Here is a 26,446-nt window from a genome sequence, read left to right as displayed (position 1 = left end):
CCCCCAAAGGGTGGTAGCCCTGTATGACCTGCCTGTGCGACGGGCCCCTTAGGGTAGCGAACTTACTTCGCTATCCTCGGGATATTCCACATGACAGCCAGTCCTCCCTCTGCGGCGCCTGACGCGGACGAACAAAGCGTTCACTTCTATACCCTCCAAGACAACACACCTGACTGGTATACGCAGTCGCTGGCAGAGCACAAAAGACAACTGGCTCTTCAGCCGCTGAAGATTCCTGATTGGTATCGATATGCATCAGAGGAGTCCAGGGCGAACCTCAAGAATATCCACGCGCGCAGCCGGCGATCATTGAATCAGCTGGATCAGTTGTTGGTTGAGTTGAAAAGCCCGGTTGATTTTGCAGCGCCTCTGCTGGTGGCGGCCATTGAAAAAACATTCAACCTTCGGCTGGATGTTTTGCGTGTTTTTTACGCGCGCAAAATGGAAGAGTTGCAGTGTGAACGCATGCCCACTGCAGTTGCACGCAGCAGTGCCGTGGTGTTGGATCCAGTGTTCTATTTCTACAAGGGAGTCAGCCTGCTCGAAGCCGCGTTGGGCAACTTCACCGAGGATGAGGCCAAGGTCCCGGCCTGCAAGGACTGTCACCTGATTACCGAGTACAACTTTCATCGGCGCTTGCCGCAAGCACGACCGATTCCTGGCGACGTAAAGACCGTTCGGGTTCGAATCGAGGCGCACGAGTTTGCGCGGATGTGCCGGGAGTTGGATCTAGGTGCAAAGTACTACGACCATGTCCGTAACACGCTCAATGCTCAGATCCGTTCGACAACCCCAGGTGCGTCGTCCGGCAAACTCTACAGCTCGATGATCACAGCCCATCGAAATCAGCTGGCGCTGGCTGCGCAAATCGCCGTGATGAAGCAGGACATTCAGACGGATAGCCATGCGTTGATCAAGAATCTCCTGATCAACCAGAGTGAACTCACCTTGGATGGATTGGAGGTCAAGTACTCAAGGTTTTCGCTGTGCGCATGCGCCCTGGAACAGATTCTGATCATCGGCCCTGTAGTGGTTAAAACCTACTTCAGGAGTACTTTAATCCTGCCTGCTCGCTGCTTGGTTTATATACCCGGCGACCCGGAGTTCGTACTTAAGGAATACCCCAATCTCGATCTGTTCGCCGACCACCTGACAACACGTTTGTGCAGCGCCAAGTACCGTGCATTTTTCAGTCAGTTCGTGCTGCTTTCCCAACAGGATGTTTTTTTCACACGGCTTAAGGCAATGCTGGATCCCGAGGGGGTATTCACGCCATTCGACGATTTTGACCTCGGTTCAAAACGCAGGCTCAGTAGTCCAGCGGACTACGGTTATGCAATGGCGTGGAAAGATGTGTGGTATGACAGCGCGCTACACAGAATCCGCTCGATCATCAGCAATAGCAGTACCGCAGCGGTGTCGACGCATGACATTGACGCGCGTGAGCACAGCGCTCGGTTGGCGTGGTGGGGCAACAAGGCGCTGGATATTCTTAACGTGGCTGCGTTTGTGGTCCCTGTTCTTGGCGATGTCATGTTGGCCGTCGCGGCAGTGCAAATGTTCAATGAGTTCGTCGAGGGCGCAGAGGCGTGGTCCGAGGGGCAGACCCAGGAGGCCTGGGGGCATTTCTCGGCGGTGTTGCTGGGGGCGGCTGGGCTGGCGGTGCCCAAGGCACTGATGCTGGCTAAGGACTCGGCGTTCGTCAAACGCCTGGTTCGTATCGAATTTGCGGACGCAAGGGTGCGCTTGCACGATTCTGACTTGGGAACATTCAAGCACTCGGTGACATTACCCGCTGACATCAAGCCAGATGCCAGAGGCTTGTACGTTCATCAAGGTCAAGCCTATCTGCCGGTGGATGCCGCACACTACCGGATCATGGAGGGCGACGGCGGGACCAGGCTTGTGCATCCGGATGGGGCATCGCAGTATTCACCGCGAATTCGTCATAACGGCGGTGGTGCCTGGGTCCACGAGTTCGAACAACCCCTGGGGTGGGATCGCAGAACCTTGCTGCGCCGCATAGGGCACACGGTCGATGCACTGAGCGATACCGAACTGGAACAGCTCAGAATCATGAGTGGGGTCACGGATGACGAGCTACGCCGACTTTACATTGATCAGCAGTTACCTGCGCCGCTGTTCCGCGAAGGCCTGAGGCACTTTGACATCCACCTCAGTTACCAGACCTTGCTCGACAACCTGAGCAGCACTCATCCTGAAGAGTTTGGGCGTGTGAGTGGTTACCAGCAGCTCGACCTGCTCCAGCGCGATGGCGCATGGCCCAGTACCAAGGTGCTGGAAATCAGAAATGCTGCCGGAGAAACCATTTGGCGTTCCACCCCCGATATCGCCGTGCAGGAAACCGTGGTACTGAGCGAAGAGGAGGTTCTCTCGGGGCGCATCCTGCAGCCCTTACTGGCGCAGTTGGACCTTGCTGAAGCGCGCATGTTGTTGAAAGAGGGCATTCCACGTGACACGGTCACGCTCGATACGATCGTGACCGGTGATGTCGAGGTTGAATTGCCCGATCATCTGCAACGGCCAGTCAGTGAAAGGGCACTCGACGTGCCTTCCTATGCCAAGCGGTTGGCCCATTATCAGCGTCGCTTGTTGAAGCTGGCGCGGGAACAACGCGATGACCTCATCGAGCGCGACCTTGCAGCCGGTAACCTGTCCAGTGATCCCAACGTGCAATTGGTCCAGCGCTCCTTTCCAGGCTTGCCCAAACTGGTTATTGAAGAGCTGCTGCAACATGCCACCAGCGCAGAAATGACCTACATGGAGCAAAGCTCGCGTGTGCCATTGCGCCTGGCAGAGGAGGCCCGAAGCTATCTGCCGCGTGCGCGTCTGCTGCGCGCTCATGCCGCGCTTCACTTTGGCACCCGGCTCACGATGGATAGCGTGCGGCTTGCCTTGCACAAGCTGGCAGCCATCCCCGGAAAACTGCAGGGGATAGGCATCGAGCTGCGCGCCGACAGCTCAACAGGAACGTTGCTGGATCAGGTTGGAGAACGCGATGCCCTCAAACGGTTTCGGATAATTCGTCTCAGCATGACGCGTTGGGAGGTTCGCAACGCATTGGACGAAACGCTGTACGCGCGCTCAGACAAAGATGCGTTCTACAGCGCGCTTTGGTTCGCTACGGGCGGCGAGTTTGGCGACTGGGCGCGGCTCAGGGCCGCGACAGATAACCTGAAGAGAGAACTTGTGCGACAGCCATTGAACGAAGCGTCGGCCAGGCAGGCGCTGAATGTGCAGCCCATCAAGCCAGGCTACAAATCGCCCATGCGCCTTGCCGACGGGCGTTATGGCTATCCACTGAGCCCTGTAACGGGGGCTGCCGAACTCCCGTTCATATGTGACCTCAAGGTGGGGCGGCTGTACCCCACCCTGGAAACTGAAGAGGTGCGAGCATTGTTGGGCATGGAAGGGCGAAGCCATGCTGATTTCCTGGCGCGATTGATTGAGCTGGAGAAGGAATTCGAAGGACTCCATACCACCTTGACTCATTGGGTCCAGGAGGGCGGAGCGAATCTCTCCGACAGCAGGCGCAGAGTCGCGTCCAGAATCAAATCTGCCTGGCGGCGTATCTCTGCGCAAGCGCACGCAGCAGATGGGAGCCCCATTGGTCATACCCTTGATATATCCGATGAAAACATTCAGCAACTGCCAGCGATCACCGCCAATATGGATCACGTGGGCAGCTTGAATTTGAGCCGTATGTGGCTGACCGATGACTCGATGGTGTTCCTGCGGGCTTTTGGCCGGTTGCGTTGGTTAAAGGCTAGTGGGAACTATCTGACCCAACTGCCGGAGTTTGCCAATGAAGGGGCTGGACTGACCAAACTGGATTTGAGCGCAAACGACCTGGCGCTGACCGCACAGGCGAGCGCGCGCCTGGAACGCATGGGCGGGTTGAAAATTCTTAATCTGGCAGACAACCTCCGGTTGGGCTGGACCGCTGATATAAGCGGGCTACGAAGCCTCAATCGACTCGACTTGAGCAATACCGAGACGCACACATTTCCCTCTGGAGCCGAGCATCTGACGCAGCTCGCCGCGATTGATCTGCATTCAAATCAGATCAGTACGCTGCCTGATTATGCGTTCGATAATATTGAAAGAATCAACCTGCACGATAATCCGTTATCTGAAGAAACCGTTGCACGTCTTGGTAACCGCGCACCGTATGTTCAACCGTTATGGGCACATGTCACCCGTGCTGAAGGGCGCGAGTTATGGCTACGCGATCTGGAACACACCGAGCGAACACGCTGCGAACCACTTTGGGATTCGCTGGGCGCGGATCCGAACTCAAGCGCGTTTTTTACCATCATCACTGACGTTACCCGCTCTGCTGAATACCAAAGCGTGGTAACCCGGCCGCAATTGCGTGAGCGTATTTGGGAGATGCTTACGGCTGTCAGTGAACACGAGAGTTTTCGTGAACTGATGTTCGATATTGCCGATGAAAGGTTTACCTGTGGTGATGGAAGTACGCTGGAATTCATGAATCTGGAGCGAGAGCTGTTCGTGCTGGAAACTACGCAACTGGCAGAGGGTCCAGCTCTCGAAAATCAACTGTTGGTGGCGTCGAAAAAATTGTTTCGTCTGAAGTTGGTGGACGACATTGCGCAGCGAGATGTGACTGCCCGAGGCGTTGAGTTCAAAGAGCAAAGCGAAGTGATCCTGGCATACAGGATCCGCCTGGCGGACAGGCTTGGGCTGCCGGTCAAGACGCGCAGAATGCTCTTCCCTGCAATCGCCGACGTGAGTCAAACAGCGATCGAGGACGCTTACGTAGAGGTGCTTAGAGCCGAAGCGATAGGTAGCGACGAAGTCGATTTTTTGGTTGGGCAAGAATACTGGGAAAGGTATCTGCGTAAACACTACGCCCGTGAATTCAATTCCTTGACAGGCCCCGACATGGCAAATATCGAGGAAAAAAGTGAAGCGCTGGAGACGTTATCGCAATTGCAAGCGGAGCCGGACGCTGACGCGGATCAAGCGACACGAGACGCTTGGCAAGCCAATCGAGATGCGGTGGTTGAGCGGCTGGGAACCTTGCTGGGTATGACTAAGGATGAGATTTTGGCCGATGGTTCGATGCAAAGCGGCTTTTACGACGCGCAGATGCGCGCGCTCGGCGTTGCGCGCAGGGAGCAGCAAAATAACGGGTTAAGGATGCTGACGCGAAAGGTACTCGATAACCACGCGGCGGAGCCGGGAGTGTAGCTCTGAGCTATCAACCTCTGGATGCACAAAGGGGACCCGAAGGTCCCCTTTAATTTGTCGTTGCGTGCTCTTTTTTATTATTGAGGGGCGGCCTGTTGTTGTTTTTGGTAGCCGTGGCCCGTACTGCTGTTTTTAGCGACCCCCATCCGGGGTCAAGAGCAAACATATTTTTTTGAACGCTGACCTGCTTCTTCGTAAACGATCCAACCAGTGGTAGCTACCTGAGGTAGTTTTATTTTTCTCTATCCGGTTGCGGGTTGCGGCACGCCGTACCCTGCGAAGCACATCTTCTCCAAAAAAATCTGTTAGCTGCGTCTCTGCCGTGTTGTTTTTGTTATGTCAGAGTCGTTTCGTCTTGTTTTTATTAGGTTTGGCGCTTTTTATTCTTGTTATGCCATAGAGATAGCAGAAGCCGTGCCAACTTTTAAAAACCGTTTAAAATCAAGAGCTTATGTTTTTTCCTGGAAAGGGTGTTGCCTAAGCACGACGAATTCTGTTCCCGCGTTACCCGTTGTGTATGTGTGCGGTAACACATTGTCACAGCTGTGCTACTCAACCGGCGTTACGCACCTTCGCAACACGAGACCCTGTCGGTCGCCCAAGAACATGGCTGATCTGCTGGCCCGCGCCAATCAGGCGTTCCAGGTCGATCCCGGTTTCGATCCCCAAACCGTTGAGCAGGTACAGCACGTCTTCGGTGGCAACGTTACCGCTGGCGCCTTTGGCGTAAGGGCAGCCGCCGAGGCCCGCGATAGAGCTGTCGAACACATGGATGCCTTCGAGCAGGCTGGCATAGATATTGGCGATGGCCTGGCCGTAGGTGTCATGGAAATGCCCGGCCAGCTTGTCCCTCGGCACTTGCGCGCCGACCACTTCGAACAGGCGCCGGGTTGCGCCCGCGGTGCCTGTGCCGATGGTGTCGCCCAGTGAGACTTCATAGCAGCCCATCGCGTACAGCTCACGGGCGACCGCGGCGACTTGCTCCGGGGCAACATCGCCTTCATAGGGGCAGCCCAGCACGCACGACACATACCCGCGCACGCTGACGCCGTGCTGCTTGGCCGCCGCCATGATCGGCGCGAATCGCTCCAGGCTTTCGCTGATAGAGCAGTTGATATTGCGCTGGGAAAACGCCTCAGACGCCGCAGCAAACACCGCAACTTCCTTGACGCCGGCCGCCAGCGCATCCTCAAAGCCGCGCAGGTTCGGCGCCAGCGCACCGTAGGTCACGCCAGGCTTGCGCTGGATCTGCGCGAATACCTCAGCCGAACCGGCCATCTGCGGTACCCATTTGGGCGAGACAAAACTGCCGACTTCGATATAGCTCAACCCGGCTTCGCTCAATGCATCTACCAACTGGACTTTGTCCGCCACGCTGATGGGCTGGGCTTCGTTCTGCAAACCGTCGCGTGGGCCGACTTCCACCAGGCGCACGTAAGAGGGGAGGGACATGGCAGTTACCTTCTGGTTAATGGCCGGCTTGGCTGATGGTCTGCGCCAGGGCCTGGGTGCAGCGCTCTTCGGCGGTGTCCAGTTCCAGCTTCATTTGTTCGATATCCAGCAGCTGCTGTTCCAGCTGTTCGCGGCGTTCGGCGATTTTGGCCAACATGCTGTTGAGCTGGATCTGGTTGCCGCCGCTGGGGTCGTAGAGTTCGATCAGTTCGCGGCATTCGGCCAGGGAAAAGCCGATGCGCTTGCCCCGCAGGATCAGCTTGAGGCTGACCTTGTCCCGCGCCGAGTAGATGCGCTCCTGGCCCCGGCGTTCCGGAGCCAGCAGGCCTTGTTCTTCATAGAAGCGAATGGCGCGTGTAGTGATATCGAGCTCGCGGGCGAGGTCGGAGATGCTGTAGGTGGTGCTCATGGCGGTGCTCAAGAAAGGCTTGGCGCTAAGCTAATTGCAGGTTGACGTGAACGTCAAGGCCGTCATCAGTACTGTAGGCGCGAGCTTGCTCGCGAAAAACCCGAGAGCTCCGGGTTGAACCAGGCAGCCCACGTTATCGTTGACGATTTTCGCGAGCAAGAACTAGGCATCCCCCCCGCTCCTACAATTTGTCGAGCTTCTTTTCGTGGGCGGTGACTTGCTGGCACAACTCGATCATTTGCTCACGCATCCAGCGGTTTGCCGGGTCCTGGTCGGTGCTTTCGTGCCAGTACAGGTGGGTTTCCACCGGCGGCACGTCGTTGAGCGGCAGGTTGAACCAGTGCAGTTCATGGCGGCGGGCGAAGCGCTCGGGCACGGTCATGACCATGTCGGTCTGCTGCAACACTTGCGAAGCCATCAGGTAGTGCTGCGAGCGCAGGGCGATCTTGCGCTGGATGCCCATCTTGCCCAGCGCCAGGTCCACATGGCCCAAGCCATTGCGACGGCTGGAAATATGAATGTGGGTCAGCGACAGGTAATCGTCCAGGCTGAATTTGTCTTTGCCGGCCATGGGGTGACCCTTGCGCATGGCGCACACGTAGCGGTCTTCCATCAGCTTGACATGGCGCACCTGCGGGTCGGTGTTGAGCGGCGCATCCACAGCAAAATCCAGGCGCCCGGCGGCCAGTTCCTTGGTGGTCTCACGGCGCTTGGACAGGAAACTCTCGATCACCACCGTCGGCGCCAGGCGACGCAGGCGCTGGAACAATAACGGCAGGATCACCGCTTCAGTGAGGTCGGTCATGCTGATGCGGTAGGTCTTGGCCGCCTGCTGGGGATTGAAAATCCGACTCTCCTGCACCGACACCCGCAGCAACGACAGCGCATTGCGCACCGGGCCGATGATGTTCTGCGCCATCGGTGTGGGCACCATGCCTTGGGCGGTACGCACGAACAGCGGGTCGTTGAAGGTTTCGCGCAGGCGCGCCAGGGCGTTGGACACAGCCGGCTGGGTGATGCCGACGATCTGCCCGGCGCGGGTCAGGTTGGCTTCGGTGTAGATCGCATCAAAGACGATGAAGAGGTTGAGATCGACCTTGCTCAAATTCATTTCGTTGCGCTCTTATTGTGAGTGTCCATACGCCGATCATATATCGGTGATGAATGTTAATACACGCCGAGAATAGGCTAGGTAAATTATCAGCGCTGTTCTAGCATCGAATGCATGACCTAAACAACCTCTCAGAGAAGGGAGCTGCTCATGGATTTCGCCTATTCGCCCAAGGTTCAGGAACTGCGTGAACGCGTCACTGCGTTTATGGACGCCTACGTCTACCCGGCCGAGCCGGTGTTCGAACGCCAGGTCAGCGAAGGTGATCGCTGGCAGCCCACCGCAATCATGGAAGAGCTCAAGGCCAAGGCTAAGGCCGAGGGCTTGTGGAACCTGTTCCTGCCCGAATCCGAACTCGGCGCTGGCCTGACCAACCTCGAATACGCGCCGCTGGCGGAAATCATGGGCCGCTCGTTATTGGGCCCGGAGCCGTTCAACTGCTCCGCACCCGACACCGGCAATATGGAAGTGCTGGTGCGCTACGCCAACGAAGAGCAGAAACAACGCTGGCTTGAACCGCTGTTGCGTGGCGAAATTCGCTCGGCCTTCGCCATGACCGAGCCCGATGTCGCCTCCTCGGACGCCACCAACATGGCCGCCCGCGCTGAACGCCAGGGCGATGAGTGGGTGATCAACGGCAAGAAATGGTGGACCTCCGGCGCCTGTGACCCGCGCTGCAAAATCCTGATCTTCATGGGCCTGAGCAATCCGGATGCACCACGCCACCAGCAGCACTCAATGATCCTGGTGCCGGTAGACACCCCCGGCGTGAAAATCGTGCGCCCGTTGCCGGTGTTCGGCTACGACGATGCGCCTCATGGCCATGCTGAAGTGTTGTTCGAAAACGTGCGTGTGCCGTATGAAAATGTCTTGCTGGGTGAAGGTCGTGGCTTCGAAATCGCCCAGGGACGCCTCGGCCCGGGCCGTATCCACCACTGCATGCGCTCTGTCGGCATGGCCGAGCGCGCGTTGGAATTGATGTGCAAGCGCTCGGTAAGCCGCACCGCATTCGGCAAGCCGCTGGCTCGTCTGGGCGGCAATATCGACAAGATCGCCGACTCGCGCATGGAAATCGACATGGCGCGTCTGCTGACTCTGAAAGCGGCGTACATGATGGACACGGTGGGCAATAAAGTAGCGAAAAGCGAAATCGCCCAGATCAAGGTGGTGGCGCCGAATGTGGCCTTGAAGGTGATCGACCGCGCCATCCAGATTCACGGCGGCGCCGGGGTTTCCAATGATTTTCCGCTGGCCTATATGTACGCCATGCAACGCACCCTGCGCCTGGCCGACGGCCCGGACGAAGTGCATCGCGCAGCGATTGGCAAGTTTGAGATTGGCAAATATGTGCCGCGGGAATTGATGCGCGGCGGGCAGTAACACCCCAATCTGGGGCAAGCCCCCTCCCACATTTTGATTTGCGAATACAGTCAAAGGTGGGAGGGGGCTTGCCCCCGATGAGGCCAGTCCAGGCACACCAACCCCCAAAATTTCAATACACCCATACCTCCACCCGCCGATTCTTGATTCGCCCCTCATCCGCAGTATTGGCCGCCACCGGCATCTGCGCGCCAAACCCGCGAATATCCTTGAGCACCACGCCGCTTTTGACCAGCTCGCGGCGCACCGCCATCGCCCGCAATTTCGACAACAATGCCGCACGCTGCGGATCATTCTTGGTATCGCCAAACCCCACCAGCGTGACCTGCTTGTTCACTTTGCCCTGGTTTTTGATATAAGCCACTACCCGCTGCAAATCCTGGCGCGCCTTGTTGTCGAGGCTGGCGCTACCCTCTTCGAAACGAAAATTTACCGTCAGGCGCTGAGCGTCGCGGGCGATGGCCTGGTAATCGTCCGGCATCGACGGGCGCGGTGTCACGCCGATCGCCTGCACTTGCTGGGCGATAAAGCCATTGGCCGCCACTATCGCCTGGCCCTTGCTGCCTTGGGTAAAGTCCACCAGCGCCTTGGCCCACGGGTTGGGGGAGGAGGGTGGCAAGTAGAAGAACAGCCGACGCGACAGCGGGTAATCTTCGGTGGCGATCAGGCTGGTCAGCGGCAACATCGGTTGCGAGTCACCGTCCACAATCGCCACCGCCTTGGCCTGACGCACATAGGGCAGGCCGATAAAGCCGATACCCTGAAGGTCCTGGCTGACGGCATCGGACAACTGTTCGCTGGATTCGAAACGCTTGGCGGCGGGCGCGAGCGGTTGCTTGCGTCGGTCGAGCACCAGTTCTTTGAAGGTGTCGTAGGTGCCGGACTGATCATCACGGGCATATAAATGAATGGCCCCGCCACTCCCGCCCAACGCCTCCCAGGTGCTGACTTCACCGTTGAAGATCTGAGCCAACTGCTCGGTGGTCAGGCTATGGAGTGAGTTGCGCGGGTTAACAATGATCGCCAGGCCATCAATGGCGATGACCTGTTCGGCATCGGGGCCTTTCAGGTCGCCCAGAGGTTCAAGGTCCACCAGTTCGCCGTCCTTGATGGGGCGCGACGCCGCGGCCAGGTCGGCGCGGGCGTTTTTCAGCGCGATAAAGCCGGTGCTGGAACCGTGGGCCGCGATTTCGATGGTCACCGTCTTGCCTTGACGTATCGTGCCGACCACACGCTGTTCATTTGCCCCGGCACCCGGTTCGCTGCGCACATCCCGTAAGCCTTGATACTCCATCAAACCCTTGACCAACGCCGGGCCGAGAGCTGCGCCGATGGTGTTGGAGCCCTGGATGCGCAGGGCCGGGCCTTGGTCGGGAATGGGAAGGGAAGCTGCCACCGCGGGGAGCGCGAGGGCAAAACACAGGAACAGAACGCGCAGCATCATGCCGGCACCTTCTCAAGCCAAAGGGAGTGCCGGGAGATTAAGTCAGTTGGATTGCAGCAATATGACCGACACAGGCGCCGGCAAACCCTGATGCCCTGTAGGAGCGAGCTTGCTCGCGAAAACCGTCAACGATAACGCAGCGAATCTGTTTTAACGCGGCGCTTTCAAGTTCTTCGCGAGCAAGCTCGCTCCTACAATTTATTTTTGAGCTCAGCTCAATTCCAGCCAGATCGGCGCATGATCCGAAGGCTTCTCCAGCCCGCGCAAATCGTAATCCACCCCGGCATCCTTGATCCGTGGCACCAGCCCGGTCGACGCCATGATCACGTCAATGCGCAACCCACGCTTGGGCTCATCCTCAAAACCACGGCTGCGGTAGTCGAACCAGCTGAAACGGTCGGTCACATCCGGGTTGAGGTGGCGGAAACTGTCTACCAGGCCCCAGTTTTTCAGGCGCTCCATCCACTCGCGCTCTTCCGGCAGGAAGCTGCACTTGCCGGTTTTCAGCCAGCGTTTGGCGTTGTCGGCGCCGATGCCGATGTCGCAGTCTTGCGGGGAAATGTTCACATCGCCCATCACCACCAGCGCCTGGTCATTGCTGAACTGGCTTTCCAGCAGGTGCTGCAAGTCTTCGTAGAAGCGCTGCTTGGCCGGGAACTTGGTGGGGTGGTCGCGGCTTTCGCCCTGGGGGAAATAGCCGTTCATGATGGTGACCGGCTGGCCATGTTCGTCGGCAAAGGTGCCCCAGATAAAACGGCGCTGGGCGTCTTCTTCATCGCTGGCGAAACCTTTGTGCAGGCTCAAGGCCGGCTGGCGCGAGAGCAGGGCCACGCCGTAATGGCCTTTCTGTCCGTGGTAGTACACGTGATAACCCAGGGCCTGCACTTCGGCCAGCGGGAACTGATCATCGTGGACCTTGGTTTCCTGCAGGCCGATCACGTCGGGTTGATGCTTTTCAATCAGCGCCGCCAACTGATGAGGGCGAGCACGCAGCCCGTTGATATTGAAGGAGACGATTTTCATGGTCGGCAGTCCAGTCTGGCAAAAGGGCGATGCTAGCCGACAAGTCGGATGGGGGCCAGTGTGGCGGTAGGGGCAATGCGCTGCTAATGTCGGGGAACGACTGGAGCTGTGCAGGTTCGTACCCATAAGAACGCCATGTTTGAGTGGCGCCCAGGGAGATTGACTGTTATGCCAGACACTTCGACGGCCACTGCCGAAATCCGCCTGCTCAATAGCGGTTATTCCCGTGAAGCGCGATCCCTGCTTTATCAGGCGTATCGCCACGAACCGACCTTCGCCTACATCTTTGAAGCCGAGCGGCCGGGTTACGAGCAGCGGGTGCGCGCCACCGTGCGCGAATTGGTCAAGCAGCACTTCTTCCAGAAACTTCCCGCCATCGGCCTGTTCGTCAACGACCGGCTGATCGGCATCGCCCTGATTGCACCGCCGCAACGTCGCCTGGGCATCACCGAGAGCTGGGCCTGGCAGATCCGCATGTGGCTGAGCACCGGGGTGCGCGGCACGCGACGTTACCTGGAATATCATCAGGCCGTACTGGCGTGCTTGCCCAGCGAGGCCGTGCATGTGTTGCCGCTGCTGGGCATTCACCCGCAGTTCCAGGGCCAGCATCATGGTGAGCAACTGCTCGAAGCCGTCCACAATTGGTGCGCTGACGACCCGCATTCCTCAGGCGTGGTGCTCGACACCGGCAACTCCCGTTACCTGGATTTCTACAAGCGCCAAGGCTATGAAGAGATCGGTGAGGTCGCTGTAGGGCCGGTACTGGAGCATGTGTTTTTCCATCCCAATCCCCAGGCGTTACATCCTGCAACGGCTTAGCCAGAATTATTCAGACAATTCCCGGTTCTAAGTCCCTACCTCGCTCGTGTAGCATCCGCGCCTATGAAGTTTCCAGGAAGATTTACCAGCGGCTTGATTCTGCTGTTCACAAGCTGCGGCGCATTGGCGCAAAGCGAACTGGACGTGCGGATCAAACCCTCAAACGACGCGCTGAAAGCCAATATCGAAGGCTATATCGGCGGGGTCGGCGATCGTGACGAAGAAGCCTTGCTGCGGTTCAGCCGTGGCGCCGAGGAGCAGGCGCGCAAAGCCGCGCAGGCTTTGGGCTTCTATCAGCCACAGATCGCCAGCGAGGTGAAGGGCGGCAAGAATCCGCGTCTGACCCTCACCATCGATCCCGGCGAACCAGTGCACTTGCGCGACGTGACCATTCGGGTCGATGGCCAGGCCGCGAGCCTCAAGGCCTTTCGCGTGCCCGCCAGCGACGACCTCAAATCCGGCGCGGTGCTTAACCACGGCCATTACGAAGACGCCAAGCGCCTGATCCAGAACCAGGCCTCGCGCTACGGGTTTTTCAGCGGGCGCTTTACCAGCCAGAAGCTCGCGGTTGACCCTCAAGCGGGCGTGGCCGACATCGAGCTTATTTACGACAGCGGCCCGCGCTACAGCATGGGCAAGGTCAGCTTCAGCGGCGACACGCCGTTTGATGAAGAGCTGTTGCAACGCATGGTGCCCTTTGACAGCGGCACGCCGTATGACTCCGAACTGGTCGCCGAACTCAACCAGAACCTGCAAGCCAGCGGCTTCTTCGAAGGCGTGCGCGTAGACGCCAGCCCCACGGCCGCGACCGATGATGTGATCCCGGTCGCCGTACAACTGGAAACCCGCAAGCCGCGCACCATGGGCCTTGGCCTGGGCTACTCCACTGACGTCGGCCCACGGGGCAAAGCCAACTGGACGCGGCACTGGGTCAACCCCCAGGGCCACAGTTATGGCTGGGAAGCCGAGTTGTCGGCACCGCGGCAGAACGTCGGCCTGTGGTACGACATCCCCCTCGACCCGCCGCTCACCGACAAATTGCGCTTCGCCGGCGGCTATCAGAATGAAGAGATCGCCAACACCGACACCTTGAGCAAGCTGCTCACCGTCGGCCCTGAATGGCACAGCAAGTTGCCCAGCGGCTGGACGCGCGTGATTTCTCTCAAGTACCAGCGTGAAGAATACCGCCTGGGCAATGACTCGGGGATGAGTAACCTGTTGATGCCGGGGGTCAGTTATTCCTACCTGCGCAGCGACAACCGAATCGATCCGCACCATGGGTATCGCCTGATGTTCGACACCAAGGTCGCCAAAGAGGGGCTGGGGTCTGACACCAACCTGCTTTACGGCACGGCCACCGTCAAAGGCCTGACCACCTTGTGGGACAACCACCGCTTTCTGGGGCGCGCACAATTTGGCGGCAGTGCCACCAACGGCTACAAATCCGTGCCGCCGTCGTTGCGCTTCTTTGCCGGTGGTGACCAGAGCGTGCGCGGTTACGAGTACCAGACCCTGTCACCAGAGAACGATCGCGGCGATCGCATCGGTGGTCGCTACATGGTGGCCTTGAGTGCCGAGTATCAATACTCCATCACCGACAAATGGCGTATCGCGACCTTTATCGACCAGGGCAACTCGTTCAACAACCTCGACCTGCCGAGCCTGAAAACCGGCGTGGGCGTCGGCGTGCGCTGGGTATCGCCGGTGGGGCCGATCCGCCTTGACTTGGCCCATGCCCTCGAAGATCCGGGCGGCGTTCGCTTGCACTTTTCCATGGGACCTGAGCTGTGATGCGTGGTTTGAAAATAGCGGGGCTGGCGCTGGTCGCCATCCTCGCGCTGTTGCTGTTGACGCTGTGGACGGTGCTCGGCACTCAGGCGGGCAGCCGCTGGGCGCTGGGCCAGGTGCCGGGCTTGAGCGTGGAGAATTTTCATGGCCGCCTGGGCGGGCAGTGGAGCGCCGACCATCTGCTGTGGCAGCAAGATGGCAGCCGCGTCGAGTTGAATGCGCCAAAGTTTGACTGGTCGCCCGGCTGCCTGCTTCGCATGACCCTTTGCATCAACCGATTGGATGTAGAACAGGTCAGCCTGGAATTTGCGCCCAGTACCGACGAAAGCAGCAGCGGGCCGATCCAACTGCCTGAACTCAAGCTGCCGGTTGCGATCCAGTTGGGCGATGTGCGCATCGGTCGCCTGCTGTTCAACGGCAGCGAAGAACTCAAGGGCCTGCAACTGGCGGCGCACTGGACTGGCGCCGGTATGCAGATCGACTCGGTACATTTACAGCGCGACGACCTGGTGCTGGACCTCGCCGGCCTGCTGCAACCCACCGGCGACTGGCCGCTGAACGCCACCGGCAACCTGAGCCTGCCCTACGCCCCTGGCGGTGCTCCCTGGAGCGTTGCGCTCAAGATCGACGGCGACCTGCTCAAAACCCTCAAAGTCGACGCCGACAGCAGCGGTTACCTACCGGCCAAGCTCAGCGGCGAGCTGCAACCCCTGGTAGAAAACCTGCCGGCGCAGGTGCGCATCACCTCCGAGGCGTTCAAACCCAGCGCCGACCTGCCCGATACCTTGCAACTCAACCAGTTGGACCTGAGTGCCAAGGGCGACCTGAAAAGTGGCTACCAGTTACTCGGCAAGGCCGTGCTACCGGCGGAAAAAGGCCCGGTGGATTTACTGCTGCAAGGCAAGGTTGACGCCAAGGGCGCGCAGATCGCCGGGCTGGACCTGAATGCCGGTGACCAGCAAAGCCTCAAGCTCAGTGCCAACCTGGATTGGCAACAAGGCTTCAGTGCTGACGCCAAAATCGACTGGCTGGACTTCCCCTGGCATCGCCTCTATCCCCTGATCGACGAGCCACAAGTGGCATTGCGTACCTTCAATGGTGAAATCTCCTATAAAGACGGCAATTACCTGGGCAATCTCAAGGCCGACCTCGACGGCCCGGCGGGTAAGTTCAATGTGGTCACCCCCTTCAGTGGCGACCTCAAGCAAGTTTTCCTGCCCGAGTTGAAACTGACCGCCGGCCAGGGTAAGGCCGAAGGCCACCTGAACCTGCAGTTTGCCGATGGTATTGCCTGGGATACCGCCCTGGACCTGTCGGCACTGAACCCGGCGTACTGGGTGGCCGAGTTACCCGGCACCCTGGCCGGACCGCTTCGCAGCAAAGGCGAGTTCAAGAACGAACAACTCAAGCTCAACGCTGACCTCGACCTCAAGGGCCGCCTGCGCGGGCAAACCGCTGTGTTGGCGGCCAAGGCCGAAGGTGCAGGCGAACAATGGACCCTCGCCAACCTGGATATTCGCCTGGGTGACAACCGCATCAACGGCAGCGGCAGCCTGCAACAACGCCTGGCCGGGCAGATCGACATCAAGCTGACGCGCCTGGCCCAGCTCTGGCCGCAACTGCGCGGGCAAATCAATGGGCGTGTCGATGTAGCCGGTACCTTGAAAGCGCCGCAAGGCAAGCTCGACCTCAAGGGCCAACAACTGGCATTTGCCGACAACCGCCTGCAATCGCTCAACCTCGACGCCAGCCTCGATACCGCCCAACGCGCCAGGCTCGACCTCAAGGCCAGCGGCATCTACGCCGGCGAAACCCAGGTCGGCAACCTGACCGCCAGCGCCCAGGGCGATATCAAGAACCAAAAGGTCCAGTTGGACCTGGCCGGCCCCTTGGTCAAGCTGGCCCTGGCATTGGCTGGCAACCTCGACAAAGACAACTGGCGCGGACGCCTGGCCAGCGGCAACGTGCAAGCAGGCGGCCAGGACTGGCGGCTGCAAGCCCCGGCAAAAATCGAGCGGCTGGCCGATGGCAAGCTGACCTTCGGTGCGCACTGCTGGGTTTCCGGCCCTGCCAGCCTGTGTGGCGAAGACCAGCGCCTGATGCCCGAACCGAAGCTGCGTTACCACCTCAAGCAATTTCCCATCGACAGCCTTGCGGCATTTTTGCCCAAAGACTTCGCCTGGCAGGGCAAGCTCAATGCTGACGTGCAGCTTGACCTGCCCGAAAGCGGCCCCAAGGGTGTGGTAGCGGTAGATGCCAGCGGTGGCACGTTGCGCGTGCGCGACAAGGGCCAATGGCTGGATTTCCCCTACAACACCCTGAAGCTGGAAACCACCCTCAACCCCAAGCGCATCGACACTCAGCTCAACTTTCATGGCGGCAAGCTCGGCGAGTTGCTGTTGCAGGCGCAGATCAACCCGCTGCCAAACAACAAGCCAATCACCGGCAACTTCAGCCTTACTGGCCTTGACCTCGCCGTGGCGCGGCCCTTTGTGCCAATGGTTGAAAAACTCACCGGCAAGCTCAACGGCAGCGGCCGCATCTCCGGCGGGTTGCTCGCGCCGCAGGTCAACGGCAACCTGAACCTGGTGGACGGTGAAGTCTCCGGGCCGGAGTTGCCCATCAGCCTTGAGGGCTTGAACCTGCGGGCGCAAATCGCCGGTGAAAGCGTGCAACTCAACGGTGGCTGGCACAGCGGCAAGGCGGGGCAGGGCAGCCTCACGGGGCAGATCGACTGGGGGCGTGCCCTGGTGGTCGACCTCAGCCTCAAAGGCTCGCAACTGCCGGTGACGGTGGAACCCTACGCCAAGCTGGAGGTGGCGCCCGACCTTAAAATCAGCCTCAAGGACGACAAGCTGGCGATCGCCGGCAAGGTCCATATCCCCCGTGGCGACATCACCGTGCGTGAGTTGCCGCCGTCGACCGTCAAGGTTTCCGACGACACGGTGATCATCGGCAGCCAGACCGAAGAGGGCAAACCGCCGATGGCCATGGCGATGGACATCGACGTGGAAGTGGGTGAAGACCAGCTCAACTTCGCCGGCTTCGGCCTCACCGCCAAGGTTCAGGGCCATGTGCATATCGGCGACAACATGGACACCCGTGGCGAGCTGTGGCTCAACGACGGCCGCTACCGCGCCTACGGCCAGCGCCTCAACGTACGCCGCGCGCGGCTGTTGTTCGCGGGGCCCTTGGACCAGCCGTTCCTGGATATCGAAGCGGTGCGCATCGTCACCGAATCCAGCCGCACGGTCACCGCAGGTATCCGCCTGAGTGGCAGCGCCGAACAGCCCACTACACAAATCTTCTCCGAGCCGGCCATGGCCCAGGAAGATGCGCTGTCTTACCTGGTGCTGGGCCGTTCGCGTACCAACACCGGCGAAGACAACAACATGCTCGCCGAAGCCGCCCTGGGCCTGGGCCTGATGGGCAGCGCTGGCGTGACTTCGGATATTGCCAATAAGCTGGGGATTCAGGATTTTGATCTGGACACCCAGGGTACGGGTAACAGCACCGCAGTGGTGGCCAGCGGCAAGATCAACGAGAAACTCAGTCTGCGTTATGGGGTAGGGGTGTTCGAGCCGGCTAACACCATTGCCTTGCGCTACCTGCTGAGCAAGAAGGTGTACCTGGAAGTGGCCACGGGTGTGGCCAGCTCTCTGGATATCTTCTACAAGCGCGATTTCTGAGGGGTATACGGAACACTTTCTGTAGGAGCGAGCTTGCTCGCGAAAGACGTCAACGATAACGCGTGCTTTCTGAATGAACGCGGCGCCCTTGAGTTTTTCGCGAGCAAGCTCGCTCCTACAAAACAGACCGGCGAACTAGGGACGACAGCTCAGCTCCACCCGCTCATAGTTCAACGCCTTGTTGCGCTGCGGCAATGCGTAAGGCACCTCACACCGCTGGTCTTGCCAAGTGATGACCAGGGTGCCAGTGTCGGCTTCAACCAACGCCAGCGCCTTGCCGCTGGGGTCGGCAATTGCGATTTGCTTGCCAGCACTGTCTTCAAGCGCTGCGCCAAACGGGATCGGCCGATGCTGGGCATCGAACAATGCGAACTGTACACGTCGCCCGGTCTTGCTGGCATAGCGCGCCAACACCACTGCACCGCGTCGCGGCACCACTTGCTGGGTGGCGTTATCGATCTCGATATCGGTGCCCAGGTCACGGGTGTCCAGGCTGATCCAGTTGACGCGATAGGGTTGCGCGTTGGGCACTACGGCAAAGCCATTGCTGCCGGTCTTGGCGCCGGAGTAACTGCCGATCTTCGCGCCTTTTACCCCTTCGACCTGCGCCAACGCAAAGGTCTCACCCACGGTTTGCCCAAGGTTGATGCCGCCCGCGTGGCCTACCACGGAACCGGCCAGGTTGAGGTTCTGCGAGTTATACCCACGGCCCTGGCTGTAACCGGCACTGATGTCCATCACCGAGGTGCGAGTGCTGAGGTTGGCCGAGCCGGTGCTGCCGCCTGTGCTGCTGTTACCGCCTTGCACCGAGTAATAGGTGTCGCTGTCTTCGGACAGGTAGCCGTTGATTCCCACTTGCGTGGTGTCGCTGGCTTTCTGCGTGCTTGCGGAGACAAAGGCTCGCGGCGCGCGGGGTTTTGAGCCCAGAGGGAAGGACAGCGACAGGTTGACCAGCGTGTCGTTGTTCGCTGGCCCATAGTTGCCGACATCCTTGGTGTAGGTTGCGCCCAGGTTGTAACTCACCTCGCCCCAATAGTTGCTGTAGCCCGCCGACAGGCTTTGCGAACCCCCGCGGCCCCAATAACGCTGGTCACTGGCGTTCACGTAGATGCTGCCATATTGCTGGTTGAGGCCAAGGCTCTGGTTGATGGTCAGGTCGGTACGGGTTTTCGAGTTGCCGGTGCGCTTCTCGCCTTCATGGCTCAGTTCCTCGACGTGATCGCTGAGGGTGCGGTAACCCTCGGTGGAATAGCGATAAGCGGCGAGGGTGAAGCTGGTGTCGGTGCCGGTAAACGTCTTGGCATACAAGGCCCGCACGCTGTTGCCCGTGACCGCCTGGCCAAAGGTGCGACTGACCGAATGGGTCACGTCCAGGGACACCGCACCGATGGAGGTATTACGGCCAGCGCCGACGGACATGGCCTGGAAATTTTCCGTCGCCTGGGCGCCGATGATCCCGGACAGGTTGCTGCTGATGCCGTAGGCCAGGGTGCTGCTGACGAACTGCGGTGACTTCTGGTCATCGCTGTTGCTGTTGTACTGCCCGGCCGACACGCTGTATTTGAGTTGGCCCTGGCGCACCATGATTGGCAAGCTGGAAAACGCCTGCACCGTGACCCGGCGTCGGCCATCAGCTTCGATAATCGTCACTTCCAGGTCGCCGTTGGAGCCGCTGGGGTAAATGTCGCTGATCTCGAATGGACCCGGCGGGACGTTGGCTGTGTAGAGGATGTAGTTATTCTGGCGAATCTCCACGGTCGCGCTGGACTGGGCGATACCGCGAATGATCGGCGCATAACCACGCTCGCTGTCGGCGCGCATGCCGTCGTCCGAGGCCAGCTTCAAACCGCGATAGCGCACGCTGTCGAACAGGTCGGCGTCAGAGAAAATATCCCCGGCGCTGAACTGGCCCTTCAACGCCGTGACGTCATGTTGCAAGTAGCTGCGGTTGCTCTTGAACGTATTGGGGCGGCCAGTGCTGCTGCTGAAGTTTGATTCGTTGCGCAGCCGCCAGCCGCCCAGGTTTATGCCATTGCGCAGGCCAATGTTGTTGGAGAGCGTGGTTTCACCCTGGTTGCTGTTGCGGCTGCTGCTCAGCTGGTAGTTGATGAACGCGGCGGGCACACCATCATCCCACAAGGCCGGGTCTACATACCCACGGCGGCCACGTTCCATGGCACTTTGCGGTACGCTCACCAGCAAGCGCAGGCGAGGCACGTCGTAGCGCACACTGGAGTGGTCAATCAAGGCGGGCAGGTTGATGCAGGCGTTGGGGTCATCATCGACAAGTTTTTCCGCCGCTTGCAATTTGGCGATATCGACGCCCAGTTGCTGCACCATCTCAAGGGTCAGGCAAGCCTCGGTTTTATCGGTGGCGGAGTTATGGCGAAAGTCGATATCGCGACGACCCACCAGGGTGTCGTTGCTGTAAAGATCAACCCGATAGTTGCCGGGCAGCACACTGCTACTGGCGAGCAGTGCTTGCACATCAACGGCAGAGGCTGTGCCCTGCAGGAACGAGGTATTGAATTGTTCGTCGCCGTCAGCCAGGCAGGCGCTGCTGAAGATCAGGGCAACCGACAGCGGCGCCAATCCATCGTACTTGAATACACACATGCAGGAACCCTATATCACCTCCGATACGAACTAACGGAGCGAAGATAAATACAGTGAAAGTGCGACCGCTGAATAAACGGACGTATTAAGAAGCGTCTTTTATTGCACTGGCTTGCACAGCGGCCGAGTGGGAAAGTTGCGCGCTATAACGGTCTTGTGCGCCGTAGTCGTTAATGCTGCGAAACAACAAGTTGGGTGACTGCCCGGGCGTGAAGTGTTTCAGGGTGAACTCTTTGTGTTCGCCGGGCGCAATCATCAAAGAGTCAAATGGCTGCTCGCTGAGTGCACCCGATTTCAACGTGATTTCGGCAATGGACACGTGATACAGGCCAGGGTTGTTCACCACCAGCAGGCTTTTGCCGGCACGCTCGGCCAGGCGCCATTTCAATGCGGCTGGCGCCAGGTAGGCTTCGGCTTTGAGCCCGGCAGGGCGGAAGAACACCTTGATGCGCTGGCGTACGGCGAGTTGCAAGGTGTTCTGGGTTTTCGACGCCTTGGGGATTTCCTGCACGTTGAGCCACACCACCGACTCGCGGTCGGTCGGCATGCCCGTGCCCTCGTAGATCACCCGCAACAGTTGCTGCTCATCGTTGCTGACCCGCACCAAGGGTGGGGTGACGGCAAAAGGGACAGAGGTGGCATCGCTGCTGTTTGTGTCGACCCAGGACTGGATCAGCACATCTTCACCGCTGTTACGCACCGTGATACCGGCTTCCTTATGCTTGCCATCGAACACCAGGCGCGTGCTGCTCAACGAAATACCGGCTGCGGCCTGGTTGACCATCAGCAGGCCCAACAGGCCGACGTAGAAGGACAATGATTGACGATAAAACATGATGACTACCGCGCAAAATGAATGAATGTGCAGGGCCGATCAGGCCCTGCACGGACCCGTGATGCTCGTGCGGGTTATTCGTATTGCAGGGTGAACGGCAGGGTCGCGTCGCCACGACCGGCCACGGCCAGTTTTGGATCGGCAGTGGTGACATAGGCGGCCGAGAATTTCAGCGACGCGTTGCTGTCCTGCAGGTTGCTTTCGACCTTCGCGGTGGCTGGGGATTTCAGGTCGATCAGCGCGCCATTGCTGTCCAGCAAGGCAATACCGATATTCTTGGCGGCGCCCAGGCCGTCGATGACTTTCAACACGCCAGTGCCAGTCACCAGGCCGCTGCCTTTGCCGGAGGTTGGTTCGAAGAGCATGGCCACCTTGGTACCGGCGTTGCAGTTGATCTTCATCTCGAAGTTCTCGGCGCTCAGCGTGCCGCTGCCTTTTGGCGCGGTGGCGGTGCCCATGTCCTTGATCGACACTTCACCCATGTTCACCGAAATGGTTTTGTTGGTGCCCGCGCCGTCAACGGAACAGGCATCGTTGTTGATGGTGCCGGTGAAGTTGATGGTGCCGCTGCCGGCCTTGGTCGGAACAGGGTCAGCTGCCAGGGCATTGCCTGCTGCGGCGAAAATCGACAGGGCCAGAAGTGCTCGGGATAACGTTTTCATGTTGCTTATCCATAATTGGGGTTGAAGCAACACAATAAAGCGTCAGCACTTAGTGGAGAATCAGACGATCCTTAGAAACAGTAGGGTTCAAGTAGTTGCGGGTAAGTTTGTTAGTTGAACACGTTGCGCTCTATGCAATAAGTCAGTAAATCCTGATCACTGCTTACTTCCAGTTTTCGCATTGCAGAGACTTTTTGCGTGCTGATGGTCTTGGCACTTCTGTTCAGCCCGCGCGCAATCTCGTTAACACTTTGCCCCGAGACAAACAAACGTAAAATCTCGTGCTCCTTGGGTGACAACCGGGTGAATCGTTGGTCCAGGTCAGCGCCATCGTCCATCACCGATGTCGGTTGTGGCCCGTTGTGGTGAATGGGCTTGCCCCGGGCGATAGCCTTGAGCGCGGCCTGGATTTCATCGTGTAATTGGTGCTTCTGGATCACGGCCAGCACCCCGAGTTCTTGCAGGCGCGTCAGTATCAAAGGGTTGGAGATCATCGTCAGCACCACTATCCCCACCTTGGGAAAGCGCCGTGTCAGGTATTCAACCAACTTGAGGCCATCGCCATAGGGCGAATCGCCGGGCATGTTGAAGTCGGTGACCACCAGGTCCACCGGTTTGGATACCAACAACGCGACCAGCTCATTCGAACATACGGCAGCGCCCACCACCTTAAAGCGTGTATCACGCTCGATCAGCTCGCGCACCCCCACCAGTACGATGGGGTGATCATCGGCAATGACAACATTGAGGGTATCCATGGGATGATTTTCCAAAGTGAATTTATTCAAGGGAGTCGAGCAGGGCATTCAATCGAGCGAGGTGCTGACGCACTTCCAGGGCGAGGGCGGGCGTGACGGCCATGCCGGTCAGGCGACATTCGAGTTCGACAAACGCGATGGCCATCGCTTTGAGCTGCACTGAGCCCAAGGCTCCGGCGATGCTGTGCAACTGCTGCGCCACCTCATTGACATTGGCACGTTCCAGCGCTGCCAGTGTGGCATGAACATTCTGGCGCACAGTGGTGACAAACAGCTCGCGCATTTCGGGCGACAACATGGACGGTTCGGCCACTGCCGGCAGGGCGATCCTGCAATGTTTCTCCAGTTGCGCGCGCAAGGTCGCCAGGTTCAGCGGCTTGACCAGCCACGCATTCATGCCCACAGCAGCGCAGCGTTCGCCTTCTTCGCGCAGGGCGTTGGCGGTGATCCCGATGATCGGCAGGGTTTTATCCTGCTGGCGCAGGGCTTGAGCCAATTGATAGCCGTTCATCAGCGGCATATTCACGTCGGTGAGTACCAAGTCGAAACGGCCCGGTTGCCATTGCACCAGCGCTTCTTTGCCGTTGGTGGCGGCCACCACCGAGCAGCCCAGGGCTTGCAGTTGTTCCTTGATGATTGCCAAATTGATCGCATTGTCTTCGGCGACCAGCACCTTGAGGTTCAAACGACGGTTTTTTTCCGGCACTTCGGGCGGGCCTTCAGCGCGGCTACCGTGATGCGCCAGGTAAACCGCCCAGGCAATCGCGCGTACGTCATCGACGTCGACGAGCCAGTCGGCCTTGGATAACTGCGCAGGGTTGGGCCCGCCCGGTGTGGCAATGATTCGCTGGTTGGGCCAGGGCAGGCTTTGGCCCGCGGGCGACAGGTCCACCAGCAGCGCGGCAGTTGGCCCAGCCCGGAAGGCCCGGCAGTCGAGGCCCAGGCGGTTGAGCCAGTCGATAAGATGCTGCGCCTGCTCGTGGACGGGCGCACGCACATACACAGCCGGTGCATCAGACGTGAACACCGGGCAATCGGCGAGGTTGCCTGCTACGGTCTCCAGCGCCAGTTGCAGACTGAAACTGCTGCCCAGGCCGGGCTCGCTAACCACGCTCAGGTGGCCATGCATTAACTCGCACAGCCATTTGCAGATCGCCAGGCCCAGGCCTGCACCGGCCTGGCTGGTCGCATCGTTGACCTGATAGAACGGATCGAACAGTTGCTGTTGCTGCGCCGAGGAAATCCCCACGCCCGAATCGCTGACCTGCCACTGCACATCAGCGTTTTCCAACACCCGCACTCGCAGCAGTACACGGCCGTTATCGGTGAACTTGATCGCGTTGCTCACCAGGTTGTTGAGGATCTGGCGAATCCGCAGCGGGTCACCGCGCAGCCGATCCGGCAGTGTTACATCGATGCTGGCATACAGGTGCAAACCCTTGGCTCGGGCAAACGCACTGTAGGTGCGCACGACATCTTCGCTCATTTCCAGCGGACAGAAGTCCTGGAGTTCCAGCGTCATCTGCCCGGCTTCGATCTTGGACACGTCCAGCACATCGCTGATCAGCTGGAACAAGGTGGCGGATGAGCGTTGAACGGTTTGCAGGTAATCCTGTTGACGCGGGGCGAGGCTGGTCAGGCCAAGCAGTTCGAGGGTGCCCAGCACACCGTACAGCGGCGTACGGATTTCATGGCTCATGGTGGCGAGGAAGCGGGACTTTGCCCGGTTTGCCGAGTCGGCGGTGTGGCGGGCCTCTTCCAGGGCCGCGGCGTCTTCGATGTGCCGGGTGACGTCATGGAAGGCGCAGAGCCAGGCGTCCTGGCCTTGATAGCGGGTGTTGATAAACGTGATATGCAGATGGCGGCCATCAATATCCAGTTCGGCCTGGCCTGCTTCGCAGAGGTCGTAGTGCTGGCGCAGGGTGCTGACCAGCCGGTTGGTACCTTTCCACTCCAGCGCGCGTCGGTTCTCCAGTAACACCTGATGGTCGCTACGGCGTATTACACAGAGGCCAGTAGGCGCGGTATCAATCACTGCACGGCTGAATGCCTCGCTTTCGGCGACGCTGGCGTGGGCCAGTTGGGCGGGCAGCACCACCTGCTTTTTGTACCAGCGGTTGAAGGCGCGTCCACCCCCAAGCCCTGCGATTATCAGTGCGAGCAGGCACAGCAGTGGCCAAAAGGCCGAGTCCAGGAAACTCTTGAGCCCTATGACGTAGATCGCCGTCCAGTGCTGTTCACCAGGGCTGGTCAATTTGAATACCAGGCCGTCACGGGTGAGGTTCAGGCCCTCCTGCAACCGTTGTTCAGGTTTCAGGACGCCAGCCAGCACCTCGCCGGATGGAGCGATCAGTGTGAAGTGGTCGTAGATCGACCATTGCATCAAGCGCTCAATGTTATTGATCTGCGAAGGATTGAGCAGCGACGCTACCAGCACGTGCGGGCTTGCGCCCTGGATATGCCGGCGTGCCGGAGCCAGTTCGATGTGGATATAAGCGAGCAATGTCGGGGAGCTCGCCGTTTGCGTGGTGTCGCTGTAGGCTTTCCAGTGCACCTGGCCGTCTGGCAGTTGCTGAGGGTCGGCATGCAGCCGCGCTTCTACCTGGCGTACCACGTCGGCAAAAGAACCGCCCTGCACCTGCCCATCACCACGCAGATGGCCGGCGGCAGGCACCGAAATATTGAAGTTGTCCGGCCCGTTGAACAGTAAAACCTGGGGTGACTGGTAGTGCGAGGCAGACCAGAAGGCGCCGTAGTAGGCGGCCAGGTGAGCTGCCAGATCAAAAATCTTCGCCTGTTGGCTGGCAGCCAGGCGTTTGGGGTTGAGTTTTACGCTATAAGGCAGAGAAAAGCTGAATTCGCGTCCCTCATAGATATCCGGCCCTTGCTCGGACAACGCCTTGAGGGCGGGTGGTACAGAGATTGACGCAGACAGGAAATCGCCCTGGGTACTTTGCTGTGAAAGACTGGCAAGAAACGCCTGCTGCTCGCCAATGTTTTCCATCAGTCGGGCAAAATGAAAGCGGGTGGTATCACTTTGTTCGCCGACCATGCGCTGCACGCCCAGGTAACTGATCACCAGCAACACCATCACCAAGGCGCCGAGCGCTATCAAGCCCTTGTGCAGGCGCAGAGAACTGCTGGTCAGTTTCTCCAGGAAAGCATTGGGATGGTTCATTAAGCGAACCGGCGGGCGGGAAGGGGGGTATGGTCGGACACAAT

The 26,446-nt window shown here is 59.2% G+C and carries 15 protein-coding genes; 5 read left to right on the top strand and 10 right to left on the bottom strand.

All coding sequences use genetic code 11. From position 1 onward, the window contains the following. Positions 1-90: 90 nt before the first annotated feature. Positions 91-5,238, top strand: a complete 5,148-nt coding sequence (locus TX23_RS00205) for an NEL-type E3 ubiquitin ligase domain-containing protein (RefSeq protein WP_057700502.1) — start codon at positions 91-93, stop codon at positions 5,236-5,238. 552 nt (positions 5,239-5,790) lie between these two features. Here the strand turns inward: TX23_RS00205 and TX23_RS00200 are convergent. The 3 genes from TX23_RS00200 to TX23_RS00190 all read right to left on the bottom strand — a co-directional run bounded on the left by TX23_RS00200 (position 5,791) and on the right by TX23_RS00190 (position 8,210). After that, a complete protein-coding gene (locus TX23_RS00200; RefSeq protein ID WP_057700501.1) occupies positions 5,791-6,690 on the bottom strand; it encodes a hydroxymethylglutaryl-CoA lyase in 900 nt (299 codons plus the stop codon). Positions 6,691-6,706: 16 nt separating this feature from the next. Continuing rightward, positions 6,707-7,099: a MerR family transcriptional regulator gene (locus TX23_RS00195; RefSeq protein ID WP_057700500.1), complete on the bottom strand. Its 393-nt coding sequence runs from the start codon at positions 7,097-7,099 to the stop codon at positions 6,707-6,709. 181 nt (positions 7,100-7,280) lie between these two features. After that, positions 7,281-8,210 carry a LysR family transcriptional regulator gene (locus TX23_RS00190; RefSeq protein WP_057700499.1) on the bottom strand — a complete coding sequence of 310 codons (930 nt, stop codon included), beginning with the start codon at positions 8,208-8,210 and terminating at the stop codon, positions 7,281-7,283. Between the two features lie 150 nt (positions 8,211-8,360). Here TX23_RS00190 and TX23_RS00185 point away from each other — a divergent pair, with 150 nt between their 5' ends. Then, complete coding sequence (locus TX23_RS00185) at positions 8,361-9,590, top strand: acyl-CoA dehydrogenase (protein ID WP_057700498.1); 1,230 nt, start codon at positions 8,361-8,363, stop codon at positions 9,588-9,590. Between the two features lie 112 nt (positions 9,591-9,702). Here the strand turns inward: TX23_RS00185 and TX23_RS00180 are convergent, their stop codons facing one another. Together TX23_RS00180 and xthA are read right to left on the bottom strand one after the other, a co-directional pair. Beyond that, positions 9,703-11,034 carry a substrate-binding domain-containing protein gene (locus TX23_RS00180; RefSeq protein ID WP_057700497.1) on the bottom strand — a complete coding sequence of 444 codons (1,332 nt, stop codon included), beginning with the start codon at positions 11,032-11,034 and terminating at the stop codon, positions 9,703-9,705. 210 nt (positions 11,035-11,244) lie between these two features. Next, positions 11,245-12,057: an exodeoxyribonuclease III gene (gene xthA / locus TX23_RS00175; protein WP_057700496.1), complete on the bottom strand. Its 813-nt coding sequence runs from the start codon at positions 12,055-12,057 to the stop codon at positions 11,245-11,247. Between the two features lie 168 nt (positions 12,058-12,225). Here xthA and TX23_RS00170 point away from each other — a divergent pair, with 168 nt between their 5' ends. The 3 genes from TX23_RS00170 to TX23_RS00160 all read left to right on the top strand — a co-directional run bounded on the left by TX23_RS00170 (position 12,226) and on the right by TX23_RS00160 (position 18,353). Next, positions 12,226-12,876 (top strand): GNAT family N-acetyltransferase, encoded by a 651-nt coding sequence (locus tag TX23_RS00170; protein WP_057700495.1) that lies wholly within the window; start codon positions 12,226-12,228, stop codon positions 12,874-12,876. A 63-nt stretch (positions 12,877-12,939) separates the two neighbouring features. Then, positions 12,940-14,667 carry an autotransporter assembly complex protein TamA gene (locus TX23_RS00165; RefSeq protein WP_057700494.1) on the top strand — a complete coding sequence of 576 codons (1,728 nt, stop codon included), beginning with the start codon at positions 12,940-12,942 and terminating at the stop codon, positions 14,665-14,667. Beyond that, a complete protein-coding gene (locus TX23_RS00160) occupies positions 14,667-18,353 on the top strand; it encodes a translocation/assembly module TamB domain-containing protein (protein ID WP_057700493.1) in 3,687 nt (1,228 codons plus the stop codon). The genes TX23_RS00165 and TX23_RS00160 overlap by 1 nt, the downstream gene beginning before the upstream one ends. Positions 18,354-18,488: 135 nt before the next feature. Here the strand turns inward: TX23_RS00160 and TX23_RS00155 are convergent, their stop codons facing one another. The 5 genes from TX23_RS00155 to TX23_RS00135 all read right to left on the bottom strand — a co-directional run bounded on the left by TX23_RS00155 (position 18,489) and on the right by TX23_RS00135 (position 26,402). Then, a complete protein-coding gene (locus TX23_RS00155; protein WP_057700492.1) occupies positions 18,489-20,969 on the bottom strand; it encodes a fimbria/pilus outer membrane usher protein in 2,481 nt (826 codons plus the stop codon). A gap of 85 nt (positions 20,970-21,054) precedes the next feature. Then, the gene (locus tag TX23_RS00150) at positions 21,055-21,804 is read right to left on the bottom strand and encodes a fimbrial biogenesis chaperone (protein ID WP_057700491.1); all 750 of its coding nucleotides are present in this window, start codon (positions 21,802-21,804) and stop codon (positions 21,055-21,057) included. A gap of 74 nt (positions 21,805-21,878) precedes the next feature. Then, positions 21,879-22,466: a fimbrial protein gene (locus TX23_RS00145; RefSeq protein WP_057700490.1), complete on the bottom strand. Its 588-nt coding sequence runs from the start codon at positions 22,464-22,466 to the stop codon at positions 21,879-21,881. A 110-nt stretch (positions 22,467-22,576) separates the two neighbouring features. Continuing rightward, on the bottom strand, positions 22,577-23,224 hold the full coding sequence (locus TX23_RS00140) for a response regulator (protein WP_057700489.1): 648 nt from the start codon (positions 23,222-23,224) through the stop codon (positions 22,577-22,579). A gap of 22 nt (positions 23,225-23,246) precedes the next feature. Next, positions 23,247-26,402, bottom strand: coding sequence for a hybrid sensor histidine kinase/response regulator (locus TX23_RS00135; protein ID WP_057700488.1), 3,156 nt, complete (start codon positions 26,400-26,402; stop codon positions 23,247-23,249). Positions 26,403-26,446: the final 44 nt, after the last annotated feature.

This window comes from Pseudomonas paralactis (assembly GCF_001439735.1).
GTDB lineage: Bacteria > Pseudomonadota > Gammaproteobacteria > Pseudomonadales > Pseudomonadaceae > Aquipseudomonas > Aquipseudomonas paralactis.
Note: the sequence above shows the minus strand (reverse complement) of the source record. Positions and strands in the feature narration are given on the sequence as shown.

Bases quoted from the DNA above. Each gene is read 5' to 3' on its own strand.
- TX23_RS00205 (WP_057700502.1), top strand. From the start codon at position 91: ATGACAGCCAGTCCTCCCTCTGCGGCGCCTGACGCGGACGAACAAAGC.
- TX23_RS00200 (WP_057700501.1), bottom strand. From the start codon at position 6,690: ATGTCCCTCCCCTCTTACGTGCGCCTGGTGGAAGTCGGCCCACGCGAC.
- TX23_RS00195 (WP_057700500.1), bottom strand. From the start codon at position 7,099: ATGAGCACCACCTACAGCATCTCCGACCTCGCCCGCGAGCTCGATATC.
- TX23_RS00190 (WP_057700499.1), bottom strand. From the start codon at position 8,210: ATGAATTTGAGCAAGGTCGATCTCAACCTCTTCATCGTCTTTGATGCG.
- TX23_RS00185 (WP_057700498.1), top strand. From the start codon at position 8,361: ATGGATTTCGCCTATTCGCCCAAGGTTCAGGAACTGCGTGAACGCGTC.
- TX23_RS00180 (WP_057700497.1), bottom strand. From the start codon at position 11,034: ATGATGCTGCGCGTTCTGTTCCTGTGTTTTGCCCTCGCGCTCCCCGCG.
- xthA (WP_057700496.1), bottom strand. From the start codon at position 12,057: ATGAAAATCGTCTCCTTCAATATCAACGGGCTGCGTGCTCGCCCTCAT.
- TX23_RS00170 (WP_057700495.1), top strand. From the start codon at position 12,226: ATGCCAGACACTTCGACGGCCACTGCCGAAATCCGCCTGCTCAATAGC.
- TX23_RS00165 (WP_057700494.1), top strand. From the start codon at position 12,940: ATGAAGTTTCCAGGAAGATTTACCAGCGGCTTGATTCTGCTGTTCACA.
- TX23_RS00160 (WP_057700493.1), top strand. From the start codon at position 14,667: ATGCGTGGTTTGAAAATAGCGGGGCTGGCGCTGGTCGCCATCCTCGCG.
- TX23_RS00155 (WP_057700492.1), bottom strand. From the start codon at position 20,969: ATGTGTGTATTCAAGTACGATGGATTGGCGCCGCTGTCGGTTGCCCTG.
- TX23_RS00150 (WP_057700491.1), bottom strand. From the start codon at position 21,804: ATGTTTTATCGTCAATCATTGTCCTTCTACGTCGGCCTGTTGGGCCTG.
- TX23_RS00145 (WP_057700490.1), bottom strand. From the start codon at position 22,466: ATGAAAACGTTATCCCGAGCACTTCTGGCCCTGTCGATTTTCGCCGCA.
- TX23_RS00140 (WP_057700489.1), bottom strand. From the start codon at position 23,224: ATGGATACCCTCAATGTTGTCATTGCCGATGATCACCCCATCGTACTG.
- TX23_RS00135 (WP_057700488.1), bottom strand. From the start codon at position 26,402: ATGAACCATCCCAATGCTTTCCTGGAGAAACTGACCAGCAGTTCTCTG.